18 protein-coding genes and 1 tRNA gene are annotated in these 17,040 nt (G+C 66.4%); 3 read left to right on the forward strand and 16 right to left on the reverse strand.

The window, feature by feature from the left end:
* Positions 1-9: 9 nt before the first annotated feature.
* The 5 genes from RIdsm_RS14760 to RIdsm_RS14780 form a co-directional block, all read right to left on the reverse strand.
* The gene (locus RIdsm_RS14760) at positions 10-1,263 is read right to left on the reverse strand and encodes a c-type cytochrome (protein ID WP_057816091.1); all 1,254 of its coding nucleotides are present in this window, start codon (positions 1,261-1,263) and stop codon (positions 10-12) included.
* On the reverse strand, positions 1,263-1,823 hold the full coding sequence (locus RIdsm_RS14765) for a (2Fe-2S)-binding protein (protein WP_057816089.1): 561 nt from the start codon (positions 1,821-1,823) through the stop codon (positions 1,263-1,265). Before RIdsm_RS14765 ends, RIdsm_RS14760 begins: the two co-directional genes overlap by 1 nt.
* On the reverse strand, positions 1,820-4,582 hold the full coding sequence (locus tag RIdsm_RS14770) for a xanthine dehydrogenase family protein molybdopterin-binding subunit (RefSeq protein ID WP_201455566.1): 2,763 nt from the start codon (positions 4,580-4,582) through the stop codon (positions 1,820-1,822). Before RIdsm_RS14770 ends, RIdsm_RS14765 begins: the two co-directional genes overlap by 4 nt.
* A 141-nt stretch (positions 4,583-4,723) precedes the next feature.
* Positions 4,724-6,274, reverse strand: a complete 1,551-nt coding sequence (locus RIdsm_RS14775; RefSeq protein ID WP_057816085.1) for a bifunctional aminoglycoside phosphotransferase/ATP-binding protein — start codon at positions 6,272-6,274, stop codon at positions 4,724-4,726.
* Between the two features lie 18 nt (positions 6,275-6,292).
* The gene (locus tag RIdsm_RS14780) at positions 6,293-6,709 is read right to left on the reverse strand and encodes an ANTAR domain-containing protein (protein WP_057816083.1); all 417 of its coding nucleotides are present in this window, start codon (positions 6,707-6,709) and stop codon (positions 6,293-6,295) included.
* A 172-nt stretch (positions 6,710-6,881) separates the two neighbouring features.
* On the opposite strand from RIdsm_RS14780, the gene RIdsm_RS14785 reads away from it, so the two are divergent.
* Complete coding sequence (locus tag RIdsm_RS14785; RefSeq protein ID WP_057816080.1) at positions 6,882-7,151, forward strand: hypothetical protein; 270 nt, start codon at positions 6,882-6,884, stop codon at positions 7,149-7,151.
* A gap of 109 nt (positions 7,152-7,260) precedes the next feature.
* On the opposite strand, the gene RIdsm_RS14790 is transcribed toward RIdsm_RS14785, so the two are convergent.
* From RIdsm_RS14790 to RIdsm_RS14825, 8 genes are all read right to left on the reverse strand, one after another.
* A complete protein-coding gene (locus RIdsm_RS14790; RefSeq protein WP_082647385.1) occupies positions 7,261-7,824 on the reverse strand; it encodes a superoxide dismutase family protein in 564 nt (187 codons plus the stop codon).
* Between the two features lie 234 nt (positions 7,825-8,058).
* Positions 8,059-8,676 (reverse strand): BON domain-containing protein, encoded by a 618-nt coding sequence (locus RIdsm_RS14795; RefSeq protein ID WP_057816078.1) that lies wholly within the window; start codon positions 8,674-8,676, stop codon positions 8,059-8,061.
* Positions 8,677-8,808: 132 nt separating this feature from the next.
* Positions 8,809-9,657, reverse strand: a complete 849-nt coding sequence (locus tag RIdsm_RS14800; protein ID WP_057816075.1) for an SDR family oxidoreductase — start codon at positions 9,655-9,657, stop codon at positions 8,809-8,811.
* Complete coding sequence (locus RIdsm_RS14805; RefSeq protein ID WP_057816074.1) at positions 9,654-10,019, reverse strand: hypothetical protein; 366 nt, start codon at positions 10,017-10,019, stop codon at positions 9,654-9,656. The genes RIdsm_RS14800 and RIdsm_RS14805 overlap by 4 nt, the downstream gene beginning before the upstream one ends.
* 163 nt (positions 10,020-10,182) lie before the next feature.
* Entirely contained in the window at positions 10,183-10,380 is a 198-nt protein-coding gene (locus RIdsm_RS14810) for a dodecin family protein (protein ID WP_057816072.1), read from the reverse strand.
* A gap of 101 nt (positions 10,381-10,481) precedes the next feature.
* Complete coding sequence (locus RIdsm_RS14815; protein WP_057816070.1) at positions 10,482-11,351, reverse strand: complex I NDUFA9 subunit family protein; 870 nt, start codon at positions 11,349-11,351, stop codon at positions 10,482-10,484.
* 9 nt (positions 11,352-11,360) lie between these two features.
* Complete coding sequence (locus RIdsm_RS14820; protein WP_143100318.1) at positions 11,361-11,669, reverse strand: hypothetical protein; 309 nt, start codon at positions 11,667-11,669, stop codon at positions 11,361-11,363.
* Between the two features lie 111 nt (positions 11,670-11,780).
* Positions 11,781-13,205, reverse strand: a complete 1,425-nt coding sequence (locus RIdsm_RS14825; protein ID WP_057816067.1) for a dihydrolipoyl dehydrogenase — start codon at positions 13,203-13,205, stop codon at positions 11,781-11,783.
* A gap of 345 nt (positions 13,206-13,550) precedes the next feature.
* Here RIdsm_RS14825 and RIdsm_RS14830 point away from each other — a divergent pair, with 345 nt between their 5' ends.
* Both RIdsm_RS14830 and RIdsm_RS14835 read left to right on the forward strand, forming a co-directional pair.
* Positions 13,551-14,117 (forward strand): type VI secretion system-associated protein TagO, encoded by a 567-nt coding sequence (locus tag RIdsm_RS14830; protein ID WP_057816065.1) that lies wholly within the window; start codon positions 13,551-13,553, stop codon positions 14,115-14,117.
* 33 nt (positions 14,118-14,150) lie between these two features.
* Positions 14,151-15,041, forward strand: coding sequence for a hypothetical protein (locus tag RIdsm_RS14835; RefSeq protein ID WP_057816064.1), 891 nt, complete (start codon positions 14,151-14,153; stop codon positions 15,039-15,041).
* 215 nt (positions 15,042-15,256) lie between these two features.
* Here RIdsm_RS14835 and RIdsm_RS14840 read toward each other — a convergent pair.
* From RIdsm_RS14840 to RIdsm_RS14845, 3 genes are all read right to left on the reverse strand, one after another.
* A tRNA-Arg gene (locus RIdsm_RS14840) sits at positions 15,257-15,333 on the reverse strand.
* Positions 15,334-15,502: 169 nt separating this feature from the next.
* Positions 15,503-15,637 (reverse strand): hypothetical protein, encoded by a 135-nt coding sequence (locus tag RIdsm_RS30740; protein ID WP_268793852.1) that lies wholly within the window; start codon positions 15,635-15,637, stop codon positions 15,503-15,505.
* A 182-nt stretch (positions 15,638-15,819) separates the two neighbouring features.
* Positions 15,820-17,040 carry a cysteine desulfurase gene (locus RIdsm_RS14845; protein ID WP_057816062.1) on the reverse strand — a complete coding sequence of 407 codons (1,221 nt, stop codon included), beginning with the start codon at positions 17,038-17,040 and terminating at the stop codon, positions 15,820-15,822.

The following is a 17,040-nucleotide window of genomic DNA, read 5'->3' on the forward strand; positions in this document are numbered from 1 at the left end:
GCTTCCTGCCTATTCGCCTTGCATTGCCTCCGCGCCCCAGCGGGCACGCAGATAGCCGCTCAGGTCTTCCAGTTCCGCCTCGGCGAGGGTGGTATCGAATGCGGGCATTTCCTGCATCCTCAGATGACCGCTCAGCTGCCGGGCCGGAATCCCCTCCCGGATCACGCGCTGCAGGTTCAGCGGGTTGTCCAGCATCAAGGTGGTGTTGCCCACCATCGCGACAGAGCCGGAGGGCTGGCCGCTCCCGTTCGTGCCGTGACACCCGGCGCAAAGCCCGACATACAGCCGGTGGCCGTCGGGGTGCGCGTCGATGGCGCCGGGATCGGAGGGCGGCTCGGACGGCTCCGGCATCTCTTGCGCCAGGTAGGCCGAGACCGCCTCGATATCGCGCTCGGGCAGGTACTTGGTCGAGTGGCTGAGCACCGGAAACATGCGGAACGTCATCACGCCCTGCGGCGACAAACCGGTCGAGAGGAACTGCGACAGGTCCGCCTCGGTCCAGCCCCGGCCGGCCAGCCCCTGCGGCGTGATATCGGGGGCGACGGCGCCTTCGATCACCGTGCCGCCCAGATGCTCGCCCGTCTTGGCAAAGGCGAGGTTGCGGGGCGTGTGGCATTCCCCGCAATGGCCCAGCACATCAACCAGGTACGCCCCGCGCCCGGCGTCGGCCAGCCTGTCGCCTCCCGACAATCCGGGGCCCGGCTCCTCTGGCGGGTCGGGCCGATAGATCAGGTTCCAGAAGGCGACCAGGGGCCGAATGTTGAACGGGAAGGCCATGTCGGCATCGCGGTTCGGCTTCTCCACCGGGTCCTGCGCCATGAGATAGACGTAGAGGGCGTCGATATCCTCGCGAGACACCGCATGGTAGGAGGTGTAGGGCATGGCCGGATAGAGCCGCCGCTCGCCGGGCGCGATACCGTAGACCATCGCGCGATAGAGATCGTCGGGTGAATAGTCGCCGATACCGTGGGTCTCTGACGGGGTGATGTTGGTGCCGTAGACCGTGCCCATGGGCGTTTCCATCGGCGTGCCCCCGGCAAGCGCCAGCCCATCCTCGCTCTCGTGGCAGGCGGCGCAATCGCCGGCCTTGGCGACGTATTCGCCCAGCGCAACCATCTCGGCCCTTGCCTCGTCATCCAGCGCCTCGAGATCGCGGCTGGCCGGGGGCACGGGCCCGGCCCCGGTGAACCCGAAAAAGATGACCACGGCAACGATGACGCCAAGCAGAACGAGCCCGGCCAGGACGCGAAACAGGGTGCGCATCAGCTTCCCTCCGCCCGGCCGTCGCCGCTCGTCAGGCCGGGTGTCGCAAGGATCACGTCGCGTGTCGCCTCGAGGTAGCGGACATAGCCGGTGCAGCGGCAGATGTTTTCGTTCAGCGCCTCCAGCACGACGCCCTCGACGTCTTCCGCCGGCACGGGATCGACTTCCAGCCGCTCGACCAGGGCCTGCGCCGCGGCGACGAAGCCGGGCGTGCAATAGGAGCACTGGAAGGAGAAGTGATCGAGAAACGCCTGCTGAACCGGCGTCACCGCGGTGACATTGCCGTCCGCATCATGCTCGGCATGCCCTTCGACGGTCCTGAACGCGCGTCCGTCGGCCCAGGCCACACCGGTGACACAGGCCGGCACCACCCGGGCGCCCCGTGGGCCGTCATGGATGACGGCGCAGGCGCGGCAGACCCCCTGCCCGCAGCCATAGCGCGTGCCGGTCAGGTTGAGGTATTCCTGCAGGAACTCCAGCAGCATCAGGTCTTCGGGCACCTCCACCGGCTCGGTCTCGGTGCCGTTGATCGTCATGGAAACGGTCATCATGGCGCTCATGCCGTGACCTCCTTAATCCTTTCGGGCGTGATCGGCGTGCGGTCGAACCTGTGGCCGATGGCGTGATGCACGGCATTGCCGATCGCCGCCACCACCGGGATCATCACCACCTCCGCAATCCCCTTCGGCGGGTCGGTGGGCGACAGGGGCTCGAGCACCGTGGCGCTTTGCGCCCAGACCGCGACATCCTCGGCGCGGGGCAGACGGTAGCGGCTGAAGTTCCAGGTGCCGTTGCCGGGCCCGTCTTCATAAGGCGGCATCTCTTCGTAGAGCGCGTGGCCGATGCCCATGGCGATGCCGCCCTGTATCTGCCCCGAGACCAGCTCCGGCACGATCTGCCGGCCGCATTCCAGCCAGGACCGGTGGTTGAGCACCTTGACCTCTCCCGAACCGGGATTGACCGAAAGCTCCACCAGCGTCGCGCAGGGCGCATAGTAGGTGACGGCGGCATTGTTGCGCTGCGTGGGCGGGTATTCGACACGCTGGCGCGGTTGGAAGGCATAGCCCCCATCGGTCATGGCCGCCCGCTTCCCGGAATCGGCCCCCTCGCCCCAGCGGACGGAAAGCGCGTCGATCGGAGCCTCGAACCGCTCGCCCTCGACCTCGAATTCCGCCCGGGCCCAGGCCCAGCGATTGAACGTGTGCACCGTGACGCCGGTGATGTAACCCCGCTCGTGGGCGCGGCGCGCCAGGTCTTCCAGCGGAAGCGGGTTCAGCCCGCCGGCCACCAGGTGCCCGTCGCGCCACTCCGCCTCTTCCCGGCGCACGTGCAACGGGCCCGCCTGCCCGCCCCCGATACCTTCGCGCCAGAAGCTGAGAGCGGCTTTCCACAGGCCCAGTTCGAACAGCAGCCGCGCCGCTTCCGTGGTGGCGTGGGTGAAGTAATAGGCAGAGTTCGAGGCGCTGCGGGGCGACGTGATGCGCGGCACCCAGCGGGGGTTTTCCGCCAGCCTGTCCTGCGTGTCCTGGCTCATCGTGTACGGTTCGTTATTGGCCTCCAGCGGCAGGCTGGGCCAATCCGTGACGGCGAAATCGACGCTGTCGGCCGGCTTGCCAAGATGCGCTTCGGTCACCAGCATCTGCGACGTGGTCGCACCGCAGCCGATTTCCGAGGCCACGTGCCGCATGTGCAGGTGGCCGTCTGGCGAGAGCTCGAGCTGCACGAGAGCCGCCTCCGCCCCGGTGCCGTAATCCTTCTGCACGCAGGAGAAGCCGACACCGTAGCGATAGCCAGGGTTCTCGGCCTCGAACGCCTTCTTTTTCTCGGCACGTTCGGTCCAGATCGGGTCGGCCGCAGCGGCTTCGAGCATTTCGGCGGCCCGAAGATGCCCGCCCGGAATGGCGCCCTGGGTGTTCTTGTTGCCGGTCCGGAAGGCGTTGATCCGGCGCAGCTCGATCGGGTCGCGCCCCAGATCCTCTGCCACCTCGTCGACCATCAGTTCCATCGCGACCATGCTTTGCAGCGTGCCGTAGCCGCGCATCGAACCGGCGGTGGGCGCCCGCGAGGCATCGACCTGCACGGCGAGATCGCTTTTCGGCAGGTAGTAGATGGATTGCAGCGCCGTCGCGGACACCTGACCGACCGACGGGCTGAAATTCATCACCCCGCCGCCATCGGCCCGCTGGTCGGCGGCCAGGCTGCGAAACTCGCCCGTCTCGCGGTCGACGGCGAGCGTGATATCGGTATCGAACGGATGGCGCTTCAGCGCGCTTTGGAAATGCTCCCACCGGTCGAGCGCCAGTCGCACCGGGCGCCCGTCGCCGTAGAGGGCCGCCATGGCGACGTAATAGGGATGAACGTGGTGTTCTTTCTGGCCATAGCCCACGGTGTAGCCGGGATGAAAACGCAGCTCGGTCAGATCGAAACGGCTGGCGCTGACCATTCTTTCGATGTGGTCGGCATTGGTCCAGGGCGACTGGGTGCCCGTCACCACGTGAAGGCGGCCCGTGGCCGTATCGTACCACGCGTTGCCGTTATCGGGCTCGAGCGCCGCGGGATCGACATATTGCGAGCGATACTTGCGGCGGTAGACATTCCAGCCTTCGGGGGGATTTTCCAGCTCAGACCGCAACTCACCGGCCAGGGCCATGGCCTTGCCGCCGACATCGCCTTCGCTGTCCTCGTCCGGCCAATCCGCCTCGCCGTTTTCGAACCCGGCGAAGATCGTGCCGTTCTTGAGGGGCGAGAAACGATCCTCGGCCTCCCGCGTCTTCCCGCCGATCCGGACGTAACGGGTGGCGCCATAGGGCGTGCGCGCCGGCGGCTCGGCCGCATCGCCCCAGACCAGCGCGTCCTCGTTGAACTTGAACCTTGTCCGCGCCGCGCGAAACCGCGCGTAGTCGTGGTAAACCAACAGCGCCACGGGCTGCCCCAGGTAGGCCGGCACGTTGCCCTGCTCAAGAAAGAACGCCCCGTAGAAGTCCGGCTCGACCATCTCGACGCCATCGTTGCGCAGCGTCTCTGCCGTCACGACGGCGTCAGGGCGCAGCTCTTCGCCAAGCGGGTCGAGCGTCACGCCCTCGAAGACCCGATCCGCCCGAGGCACCCGTATGAGAAAGGCGTGCGCCTGTTCGTCCGGCCAGTCGGGCATGTCTTTGGCCCGGATATCGACCGCAAAGACCTTGTCCCCGGTCACCTTGGGAATGCCGTCCTGGCGAAAGCGGACATTGCCGTTTTCACGCCATCCGGGCGGCTGGGTCTGTCGCTCGGTCTGAAGCCCGGCCAAGGCTTGGTGAAGCGGGGTCACGCTGACTGCCACGGCAGTCGCGCCCCCTTTCAGGAATCCCCGTCGCGACAAATGGTTCATGAGTGCCTCCACTACCTCAACGCGCAGGCTTTCGATCACGTTCCATGTTGATTGAAGGACTGGCCCTTGAAGCCGTTCAAGAAGATCGGAAGGTCAGTCGTCTCGGGAACCGGCGGGAGACGACCCGCCGGCACTGACGATCCGCTCCCAAACCGCCTTGGCCACGATTTCTCTGTCGCCCGAGGCCTCTACCCTCTGCCAGTCAATCGGGCCCGTATCCTTTTCCACCTGCTTGCGCACCACGGACGCGTCGGCGTCAGAGGCGTCGCCTTCCCTTGCATCAACCCTGCGCGTCAATGCCTCCACAGGCGCGTCGAGCCAGATGCCCGTGAACGGCACCCCTGCCTGCGCGGCCAGGTCTCGTGCGTGTGTCCTCTCGACCGGGGTCAGGAAGGTGGCATCGAGGATGACGCTCTGCCCGGTCGCCAGAACGGCCGCCGCCCGCGCCGCGAGACGATCGTACACGGCATCGGACGCGGCCGCCGTATAAGCGCTCTCCGGCAAGCGGTCTTTCGGGGCTACGCCGGCAAGCGACTTGCGCTCCAGGTCGCTCCGCAGATGCACGGCCCCCGGCATCCGGCCGATCTGCGGCGCCAGGCGCCGGCCGATCGTCGACTTGCCGGATCCGGACATTCCGCCGATCGCCACGAGCCGTGCCTCGCAAGGCTCCAGCGCGGCCAGGCCCGTCTCGAGATACCCCCGGGCCTGTGCCCGAACCTCCTCTCGCTCACCGGCACCGGTTTGCACCGCCACCATCGCCCGGATACCGGCGCGCAACGCCACAAAGAGAGGAAGCGCGGCCAGCCCCTCATCCTGCCGCCCCCCATTTGTATGCAGCCACGCGTTCAGGACGATATTCGCCTGCCGGCCGAGGCCCCGGTTCAGCAGGTCCATGACCAGAAAGGCCAGGTCATAGAGCACGTCGCAGGTGCCCAGCTCCTCGTCGAACTCGAGCGCATCGAAAAGAACCGGCCGGCCGTCGATCAGCACGAGATTGTGCAGATGCAAATCGCCGTGGCAGCGCCGAAGATGCCCCCCGGCAGCCCGCTCCCGCAAAAGCGCCGCGACCCGGCCGAACTCGGCCTTTGTCATCGTGATGAACGCATCCGCCTCGCTGCCGCCAAGCTCATCGCCCATCGCCCCGAACGCGGTCTCCAGCTCCTCGATGATCGCCTGTATCCGGTCGGCGCCGTCGCCCTCGCGCAAAGGCGCATCGGCGTGGTAATCCGCGATGGCTCGGCCCAGGTCATCCGCCAGCGCATCGCTCAATTCGCCGCGTGCGGCCACGGCCGAAAGCTCATTCTCCTTCGGGAAACGCCACATCCGCAGCACCCATTCCACCGGGGCCCCCGGCCCGTCCAGCTCCAGACGGTCGCCGTCACGCGTCACCGCCACGACATCGCGATAGATCTGCGGTGCGCCCGGCCGGTTCAGGTCCAGTTCGCGGCGCAGCATCCTTTCGCGCGTCTCAAGCGCGGTGAAATCGAGGTAATCATAGCGGACGGCCTTCTTGATCTTCAGGGCCGTATCGCCCTGCAGGAAGACATGCGCGCCATGCGTTTCGACGTGATCGCACCGACCACCGCCCTCACCCTCGTGACGGCCGAGAAAGGCGATCACCTCGTCCTGTGTGTCTTCTGCCATGCCAATGCTCCGCGACAATCAGGATTGGGGCCTCATGACGTCTCCGCAAGGTCCTTCGACGCCTCCCTGCGATATTTTCCCGGTCAGCATATCGAACGCGCTGAGAAAGCAAGTATCGCTGAAAGGTTTCTCGATAAGATGACACCCCCCCTGCGCCCCGGAAAGATGCTCCGGCAACGCCATGTCATCTGCAAGCAGCAGAACCGGACAGGCATTGCCGGCAAGCCGGGTGGCGATGGCCAGGGAGGCATCCCGCTCTGCCAGCCCGATGTCGAGAACACCGGCATCCGGAACGGCAATGTCGATGCTCCGCTCGGCCAGTTCGGCCGTCTCGCAGACGATCACCGGATCGCATCCACGCGCCTCCAGGATCGATGCCAGGTCAAGGGCGACGACGCTTTGGTTTTCGAGGATCAGGACTCTGAGCGAGGACATGGAATTTCCTTTCTCCCGGTCTTCGTCTCTAAAAGGTAATCAGTGTTCCCGGCTGCACCTAACGAAACGACCTCCGACTGCGCTGGTTTCCGCTCGGCCGCATTCCGCGGGCCGCGCCCCGTTGATGGAACATCGCCACGCCAGAGAAGGTTGGGGGTGAAAGGAAAGGCCCATGTCAGACACCCCCGACATCACGAGACTGAAGGCAAGCCACGGCGACTGGATCGGCCCGGAGGAACTTCACGACATCCTCGCGGAAGAGGGATACTCCGCCGGCACGCGCGAGCAGTACCTCAAGTCGATCCTGACCGAGCTGAGCAAGATTGAATCCGATCCCGCGGATAACAGGGAAAAGCGTGAAGCCCTGATGCGGGAGGTGCGGAACATCCTGTCACAGGAACAGGGCAAGCAGGGTCAGACCCCACTGTCGGACGACGTCTGAGGCGCCTCGGGCTACGCCAGCCGGTCAATCAACGGCAGAGCCCATCCCTTCGGAATTCGTAAAAAAACCCGGCCGGGCCGCCTATCGCGACCCGGCCGGATAGCAACCATCACTCGATGACCGCACAGGCGATCCGTTCACCGGCGTCGCCGGACGGTTGGCTTTCGTAGTCGTCCGCCCCGCCATGGATGACGATGGCGCGGCCCGAAACATCGGCCTCGCCGCCAATCGACACGGCGGTGTTCAGAACCTGCGCGATCAGCTTGCCGTCTGCCGAAACATACTGGTTCGGCATGTCGCCGCTATGCGCGCCGCCTTCGACCAGCAGGCCGTGCTCGGTGTCACCGGCGTTGAAATGCCCGCCTGCGGATTTGAACCCGCTCTCGACATCGCACACCCCTTTCTCGTGGATGTGAAACCCGTGCCAGCTATCGGCCGGCAGGTTCTGCAGGTCGACCTCGATCAGCACGCCGGCGGGGGTGCCGGTCAGCGTGCCGGTGCCGATCTCCTCGCCCTCGGCAGAGGTAAAGGTGATGTCCTTCTCGGGCATCTCCGCCCCGCTACTCTGCGCCACGGCCATGGGCGCCGCCACGCCCAGGCACAGGGCGCCGGCGGCGGCCGCCGTCCAGAGGCGGCGGGTCGATGCGGCATGGGTTGAGGGATGATGAGTCATGATCATGTCCTTTCTCGGGCTTGGCCCGCCCCGCCGGTCTTCGGTCGGCGGCGCGGTGATCTACTCAGGGAAAAACCGACAGCCACCGGCACATGTTCCAGACCGAAACGGGCGTGGCCCGCGCGGGCGCTCACTCGGCATGATTTGGCTGAGAGGGATATGCAGCGGAGCGCCCGCCAGGCGCCCCGGCCGCGAGAATGAAACGGCGGGCGCGATGGGCGCCCGCCGAAGCGGTCAGGCCGCGGCCGGACCTACGCGGAGGTTGTTCTGAACATGGACCACGCCCGACACGCTGTCGGCACAGTCCTCGGCCGCGCGTTTGGCCCGGCGCGTGTCCACCGTGCCGTCAAGCGTGACCTCGCGGTCTTTCACGCCCACGCTGACCTCGGTGGCATCGACCTCCCGGTCGTCGGTCAACCGGTCGTTGACATCCTCCTCGATGCGAACGTCGGAACGGACATAGCTCTTGGGCCCGCGCCCGCGATGGTCGACCTCGCGGCGTTGCCGGGCCGCATCATCGCCGAACCACGACGCCACCTCGTCTTCCGCGCGCGCAAGGAAGCCACGGTCCTCATAGCCGCGCGGTGCCCGGCGATACGCGTAATCCGACCCCCTGGGAGGGTAGCCCGGATACGCGGTCGGCAGGCCGGGCTCGGGCGACGGATAGACCGGGACCGGCCAGGGATAAGGGTAGCCCGCGACCGGGTGTCGTCCGGCCACGTAGGCGGCGGAATCCCATGGCCTGTCCAACTGTTCATCATAGCCGTAGGGGCCCGGACGCCTCTGACGGTACTGGCGGGCCAGCTCGTCGCGGGCGTCCTGCTCGGTCAGGTCGTCTGATCTTCTGGACATGGTGTCCTCCTTTCGCGGCGCGCCAGCAGTCTGGCGGCTCGCATTCGGGTTCCTGACAGAAAACGAAAACGGCCGCGCAGATGTTCCTGTTCGACACCGCCTGAAACCGCGCGAACCAAGGCCGCGCCGGCCTCAGTCGGCGGTGGCCTCGCCACCGTCCGGGTGCAGCACGTGACCGGTCATGAAGGAGCTGTCCCGACAACTCAGGAACAGGATCGCGGGGGCCACCTCGTTGGGCTGCCCCGGGCGGCCGAGCGTGCTGGATTTGCCGAACCGCTCCACCTTTTCCGGCGGGAAGGACGCCGGGATCAGTGGTGTCCAGATCGGACCGGGCGCCACGCCGTTGACCCGGATCCCGCGCGGCGCCAGCTTGTGGGCCATCGCGCGGATGAACGACAGGATCGCCCCCTTCGTGGCGGAATAGTCGATCAGCAGATCCTCCCCCCGATAGGCCGTCACCGATGTGGTGGCCACGATCGCCGCGCCTTCCCCCATATGCGGCAGCGCGGCCTGCACCATGAACATCTGTCCGAAGATATTGGTGCGGAACGTGGCCGCTATCTGCTCTTCCGACACGTCCTCGAACGCATCCTGCCCATGCTGCTCGGCGGCGTTGTTCACAAGCACGTCGAGCCGGCCCCATTCTCCGACGACCCTGGCGACGGCGTCGAAACAGCACGGCTTGTCGCCGACATCGCCCCGGATCGCGATACAGTCGGCCCCTTCGGCGCGGACTGCCTCGAGGGTCTCCCGGGCATCGTCGTCTTCATCGAGATAGAGGAAGGCGACCTTGGCGCCCTCTCTCGCGAAAAGCACGGCCGCCGCCCGGCCGATCCCGGAATCGCCACCGGTGATCAAGGCGACCCGGCCCTCGAGCCGCCCGGATCCCGGGTATCGGGGCATGTATTCCGGGGGCGGCGACATCTCGTGTTCGAGCCCCGGCTGCTGATCCTGCACCCGGTCGTCGGAATACTGCGTCATGAAAGACCTCCGTAAATGAGAAGTACCGCAAGGATGATGCTCACCACGAGAACCATCACCGTCATCACCCCCGGCCGCCGACGAGCGCCCTGTCGGTCTCCCGGTCCGGGCTTGTGGTCGGCGGGCGCGGCGCGATGGCGTTCCGCGTCCTCGGCGACGGCCACTTCCTCCCGTGTGGGCGGCGCTCCGGCGGCCTCGTCATCGGTGCCCAGGGGCGCGGCCGCCGGATCCCAGGCCGCGGCCTTGTCGGCCGCCCCGCCCCGGTCGATATGGTCGCGCAGCCGCGCCGCTCCGGCGGCGGCGCTGTCTTTGCGGGCGCTGCGGGCGTCCGCATCGCTGTCTTGCCGGGTGTCATCTGTCATTGGGAGTCAACAGAGCCGGGGAACAGATGTTCCGCCGCCGTCCGTGCCGTCTGCTGGAACATGCCGAGACGCGCCTGCGCCTTCCCGAGGCATTATCGCCTGACGTCGCCACAAGCAGCGTGTCCGCGCCCGGCTGTCCCGGGCGCGGGGGGCACGTGCCCGATCAGTCGTCGAGCACGAACGTGACCTTCATGGTCACCTTGTACTGATCCGGGTCACCGATGACCACTTCCTGGTCCTTGACCCAGCAGTTCTTCACGTTCCGCAATGTCTCGCGGGCGCGGGCGATCCCCTGTTTCAGGGCATCGTCAAACCCGCTCGTGGACATGGCGGTCAGTTCTGTGCTTCTTGCTACAGACATCGGGTCCTCCTTTCATGAGTTCCGTCAGAGTCAACGCGAGCTTCCGACCGCTGTTCCTGCCCCCACCCGCCTGCGCGGCAGTCCGCATGGGGGGCGCGGCCTCAGCCCATGTCATCGACGATATCCGTCGGCGTGATCCCCAGCTCGCCGAGGTTCGGCAGGTCCGCCGACGCCACGTTATCCTGCCGCACCAGCGCCACCTGCGACCGCGTCAGCGGCGCCCCCGGCAGGCGTTCGGCCACCAGCGCCACCGCCCGCCACGCAACAAACGGCACGGGAACCGGCCAGACCCGTTGCCCGGCCGCCCGCGCCACCTCGCGCACCAGCCTTTCATAGCGATAGGTTTCGGCACCGCCGAACTCGTACAGGGGCGCCGGCGCCTCCATGGTCAACAGCCTGGCAATGGCGGCGGCGACATCGGCCCGGTGAACCGGCTGAAGCCGCGTATCACCGCGCCCGAACAGCGGGAAGATGGGCTGATGGCGAATGACCCGCAGGATGGTGGACCTGATGGCGTCGCCCTCCCCCACCATGACCGAGGGCCGCACGATGCTCGCATAGGGGCACGCCTCCCGCACCGCCGCCTCGCCCGCGCCGCGCGACCGGATGAAGGGATCGGCCGAGGCCGCATCCGCCCCGATACCCGAGACATGCACGTAGCGGTCGAGCCCGGCCGCCCGCGCGGCGCCAGCCAGGCGCGCAGCGCCATCGACATGAACGGCCGGGAACGTCACCTCGCCATGTTCGAGGTAAAGGCTGACCGCGTTCACCGCACCGTCGGCCCCCTCCAGCGCCGGCGCCACTGTCTCGGGGCGCAGGATATCGGCCTGAACCGGCACCGCGCCCGGCGGCATCCCGGCCGCCTCGGGGCTGCGCGCCACAACGCGCACCCGGTGGCCCTCCGCCAGAAGCGCCTCAACGATGCACCGGCCAAGAAAGCCCGTACCGCCGAAAACCGCAAGATCCGCCATATCCGCCCGTCAATCCGGCATGCGCCGGCGCGGGGGCCGCCGGACAACCTGCCACCCGGCAGCGCCGCCCGCCAGAATCGCGGCGATCAGACAGATCACCCCGATCGCCAGCCCGGGCGTGCCGACCAGCAGGGTGACAAGCCAGGTCAGCCCGAAATACACCGCCGCCGCGACCAGCCCCAGCACGCTGGCAAACAGCAGGAAGGCGGCCAGCGGCGACTGGTCCCGGTGCTTCAGCGCCTGCGCCAGCGGCCAGCAGCCGGCCAGCATCAGAAGCGCGATCAAAAGAATGAGCGGCGGCATCATACCTGTCGTCATGTCAAAACCTCCTTGTCTCTCAGGCGTCCATGGCCACCGAAGCCGTGTCGCATCCGCCCCGCCGGGCACGCGGTGCCAGAAGGAAACCGCCAACGCGCCTCGGGCGCAGGCTCAGCCCTCCGGCGCCCCGCTCCGGCTGCCCGGAAGCGGATCGTCATCGCGGTTCCACGGCTTCGATCGCTCCGTCTGGCGGCAGATCTGGCGCAGGGCCGATTGCAGCCCTTCCTCGAGCGTCGGGTGGTAGAACGGCATTTCCAGAACATCCGACGCGCTCATGCCGCACTGAACGGCCCAGGCCAGCAGATGCGCCAGGTGCTCGCCCCCCGGCGCGCATAGCTCGGCCCCGACAAGCCGCCCGTCGCCGGCGCGGGCGTGAAGCCGAGCCATCCCGGCCGCCCGGGCCATGACCTTCGCGCGCCCCTGGTCCGAGAAATCGGCCTCTCCGGTCACGTGGGTGTCGTCATCCGCCTCCGGAATGGTTCCGATCACCGCCGCCTCCGGACGGGTGAAGGCGATGTTGAGCGGCACCTTGCGGGTGGTCCGGGTCACCTCGGGCCACGCGGCGGCATTGCGCCCGGCCACCGTGCCCTCATGCGAGGCTTCGTGCAGAACCGGCCGGTCATGGTTGGCATCCCCCGCGATGAACACCGGCGCCTCGCCGCATTGCATCGTCGCGGGGTCGAACAGCGGTGTCCCATGATCGTCAAGGTCGAGGCCGGCCTTCTCAAGCTCCAGCGCATCGAGCAACGGCGGCCGCCCGGCGGCGACCAGAACCCGCTCGACCCGCGTCGAGCCATCCTGCCAGGTCAGCGCCACCCCGTCGGGATGTGGCGCAGGCTCGGGCGTCCGGTTCAGGTGGATGCGAAAGGCCCGCGACAGTACCTCGTAAAGCGCCCGGCTCGTCTCGGCCGGCAACCCCGCCAGCCGGTCGCCCGCGTCGAACACCTCCACCTGCACGCCCAGCCGGTGCATCGCCTGCGCCAGTTCCAGCCCCAGCGGCCCGGCGCCGATCACGCCCAGGCTTTCGGGCAGGTCGTCCAGCTCGAAAATGGTCTGGTTGGTCAGAACCCGGTCAGACACCGCCTGGTAAGGCCCTGGCAGCGCCGGCGTGGCCCCCGTCGCGATCACGACCGCCCGCGCCTTGACCGTATCGCCGCTATCCAGCGCCAGCTCGCCCGGTGCCTCGAACCGCGCCCGCGCCCGAAGGCAGACCCCGTCGGGAAGCTCGGCGATCGACTGCTGCACCCCTTGGGCGAAATCGTCCCGCATCCGCCGGACCCGCTCGAAAACCTCGGCGCCGCGCACCTCCACCTCCGTGCGAAGGCCGAACGCCCCGGCCCCGGCGGCCTCATGCGCCGCGTCCGCCGCCCCGATCAGCAGCTTCGAGGGCATGCATCCGACCGTGGCGCATGTCGTTCCGGCAAAATCCGGGTCGATCAGCCGAGTCGTCACCCCTTGCCGCCGGGCGTGCCGCTCGGCCGCCAACCCGGCCGTCCCGGCCCCGATCACGGCAACATCTGCAACGTGATGTGTCATCTGCACCTCCTGCCTGAATCAACACGCCGGAAAGGACGCAGGTTCCGCGACGCCCCCAGGGGCGAAGCCAGCGGTGCGCGTTCGGTCTCCTCTCCGACGCGCTTGAGAACGGGCGCGGGAACAGGGCGCCAAACGTCACCGGCGATGCGAAAAGCCGTCTCCGGGCGATCTTCAGAAAAAAGAATTGTTTCAAATACATCTTCATCCGGACAAACGCGTGATGCTATGTCTCAGCGACACACGCATAACTTGTGCCACACGTCGGAGTTAATATTGCCGAAGTCATTCCGCCTCCTCGCCGGCCCCCTTCTTACCCTCCTGACATCCCTTCCCGCGGCGGCCGATATGACCCGCTGTCTCGATCTGGCTGATGATGACGCGCGGCTCGCCTGCTACGACGAGGAGGCAGGGTACGCTCCGGCGGCCGGCACCCCGTCCGACACGGATCAGGCTGACGCAGGAACAGATACCGGCGACTGGACCATCGACGTGGAAAAATCCGTCATGGACGATTCAACGAATGTCTTCCTGTTCCTGGATGCCGACCAGCAAACCAACTGCCCCTACAAGGAGGCACCCCACACGATCGCGATCGCCTGCCGGGAGAACGAGACGAACCTCTGGTTCCGGTTCGGCGGCTGCTTCATGTCAGACATCCAGGGCAAGGGGCGGGTCACCTATCGCCTCGACTCCGACCAGGCCCGCACGAAATCCTTCCGCGAAAGCAACAACAACATGGCCCTCGGCCTCTGGAGCGGCGGCCAGGCCATCCCCTTCATAAAGGAGATGTTCGGACATGAGCGGATGATCGTCCGCGCCCAGCCCTTCTCCGAAAGCCAGGTCACGGGGCATTACGATATCGCCGGAATCGAGACCGCCATCAAACCCCTGCGCGAGGCCTGCAACTGGTAGCGCTTCCGGATTTCCCCCCAAGGTATTCATTTTATGGACAAGATTCTCGTACACCTGCTCCTGCTCGACGAGTTCCAGATCGTCGCCCTGGCCGGCGGGCTCGCCATTGCCGGCGGGGGGCTCGGCGCGCTCTTCCTCAAGGTCAGGATTCCTCTTCGGCGCGTCGGCTACCTCTGGTTTCTTGCCGGCCTGAACCTGGCCCTCGCGATCGCCCAGATGGGTTGGTTGTACCTGCCCCCCGCGACCGAGGCCGGGTTCTTCTCGGCGCTCCTGATCGGCCTCTACGGCAGCTTTCTCCTCTTCGGCGTCGGGGTCTACTATGCCTCGGCAGCCCGCTCGAACGACATCTGCGGCAGGGCCCGGATGGCCTGGATGGGCTTCGTGCCCCTCGTCAATCTCGTGCTCGTTTTCCGGCGCGGCGGGGCGATGAACGCCGAAACCGGCGACCGGCCGGGTCTGCCCCGCTACGTATATGATCCCTTGCTGGTCATCGGCGCGCTTGCCGTTTTCAGCTTGAGCCAGCGCCTCGTGGATGACGCCATGGACACGCCTCCCTGGCAGCCAGGCGACAGCCCGGCCCTCGAGAAGCTGCTTGTCAGCACCCGGACGCTCGAACAGAGCTTTGCCATCGAGGCGGAGGCCAGTTCGCAGACTCTGCCGTTGCGGATCGACGAGATCACCGTTCTCACTGCGATGCGGGCCGAGGGCGACACGCTCTACATGACCTTCGAGATCGAGGATGAAACGATCACCGGTTTGAATCCCGAGTTCGAGCCGCTTATCGCCGAATGGCAATGCACCCCCGACACCTTCGCCACCGACCTCGCCCGCGGAGGCCGAATCATGTCCATATACAAAGGGGCAGACGGTCAGGTCATCGCGGAGTACGAAATCACCCAGGAGGACTGCGACACCGCGATCTGACCCCGCCCGTTCCGTCCGGATTGTCGATGCGTGGTCGGAGACAGGGACCGGATAGCGTGAGCGGTCAAGCGCGGCCATGACAGCGGTTCGGAAGGCGCGCCCGACCGTCCTGACGTCACCCGGCAAGTACGGCTGATAGCGAGCGGAAAACGCGCTTCGAACGCGGCACCCAGATCTGCGCCTGCACGGCAAAAACCAACATCTGAAAGGGAAAGTGGCGCACCTGTCAGGATTCGAACCTGAGGCCTCTGCCTTCGGAGGGCAGCGCTCTATCCAGCTGAGCTACAGGTGCCTACGCGGCGGGGTATAGCGACCGCCGGGCACCCACGCAATCGCGAAATGCGCCCTTTTGCCACGATTCACCCACCGTGAAAGTTAAGAGGCCGCAATCCCTGGCGGGAATGCGGCCTCTTGATGTTTTGAACTCACCAGAAATGGTCGAGCGGTCAGAGACCGTTCGATCAGATCGGGTTGCCGTACTTGTCGTAAACCGGTTCCGGCACGACCATCGGCGCGGGCTCTTCCTGCTGCTGTTGAGCACAGGCGGTTGCACCGAGGCCGATTGCCAGCAGAGTGATAAGCTTGATCACTTTCATAAGGGCAGCTCCTTTCGCATTAAACAGGTTGGATAAAACAACGAATTAATTCCGTTGTCGACCGTCTTTTCACGTTACCGCGAGGAAATACCGGCAACGTGCCCAAGAGTTTGCCGGGTGTTGCGTAGTTGACGCACATTGGCCGGTTTTTGGCCACTTTCGGGCCCGAATCCGCCGAAGAATCAGGAGAATAACTCGTGCGCCAGCTCGAGCGCCTCGATCAGCGTGTCGACTTCTGACTCGGTATTGTAGAGCCCGAAGGAGGCCCGGCAGGTCGCCGTCAGCCCGAGGTGATCCATCAGCGGCCCGGCGCAATGATGCCCCGCGCGCACGGCCACGCCCTTCTTGTCGAGGATGGTCGAGATGTCATGCGCATGTGCCGCCCCGTCCAGCGTGAACGAGAAAATCGCCCCCTTGTCGGGCGCCCTGCCCTGCACCTGAAGCCAGTTCAGCCCGGCAAGCCGTTCGACGGCGTAATCGCGAATCCGGTCTTCATGGGCGGCGATATTCTCCATCCCCAAGCCCATCATGTAGTCGAGCGCGACGCCCAGCCCGATGGTCTGGACGATGCCGGGCGTGCCGGCCTCGAATTTCATCGGCGGGTCGGCATAGGTGACCTCGTCCTTGCTGACCTCGCGGATCATGTCGCCGCCGCCCATGAAGGGCCGCATCTCGGCCAGCCGCTCCTTCTTCACGAAGATCGCACCCGACCCCGACGGCCCATACAGCTTGTGCCCGGTGATGGCGTAGAAATCGCATCCGATCTCGTCGAGGTTCACCGGCATATGCACCGCCGCCTGGCTGCCATCGACCAGAACCGGCACGCCCTTCTCACGCGCCGCGTCGCAGATCGCCTTCACGTCGACCTTCGTGCCCAGCACGTTCGACAGGTGCGTCACCGCCACCAGCTTCGTCTTCGGCCCGATCGCGTCGATCACCTTCTGCGTGTCGAGCGACCCGTCCGCCTCGGTGTCCACCCACTTCAGCTGCACCCCCTGCCGTTCGCGCAGGAAATGCCAGGGCACGATATTGGCGTGGTGCTCCATCACCGACAGCACGATCTCGTCGCCCGCCTCCATCCGCGGCATGGCCCAGCCATAGGCGACCATGTTGATGCCCTCGGTGGTGCCGCTGTTCAGGATGATCTGCTCTTCATCGGCCACTCCGAGGAAGCGCGCGATCGTCCCGCGCACCGCCTCGTATTTCTCGGTCGCGATGTTCGACAACGTGTGCAGCCCCCGGTGCACGTTCGAGTACTCGTGGCTATAGGCGTTGGTGATCGCATCGATCACCACCTGCGGCTTCTGGGCCGAGGCGCCGTTGTCGAGATAGACCAGCGGCTTGCCATTCACCTCGCGGCTCAGAATCGGGAAATCGGCGCGGATTTTCTCGACGTCGTACAT

The organism is Roseovarius indicus (genome assembly GCF_008728195.1).
Lineage (GTDB): Bacteria > Pseudomonadota > Alphaproteobacteria > Rhodobacterales > Rhodobacteraceae > Roseovarius > Roseovarius indicus.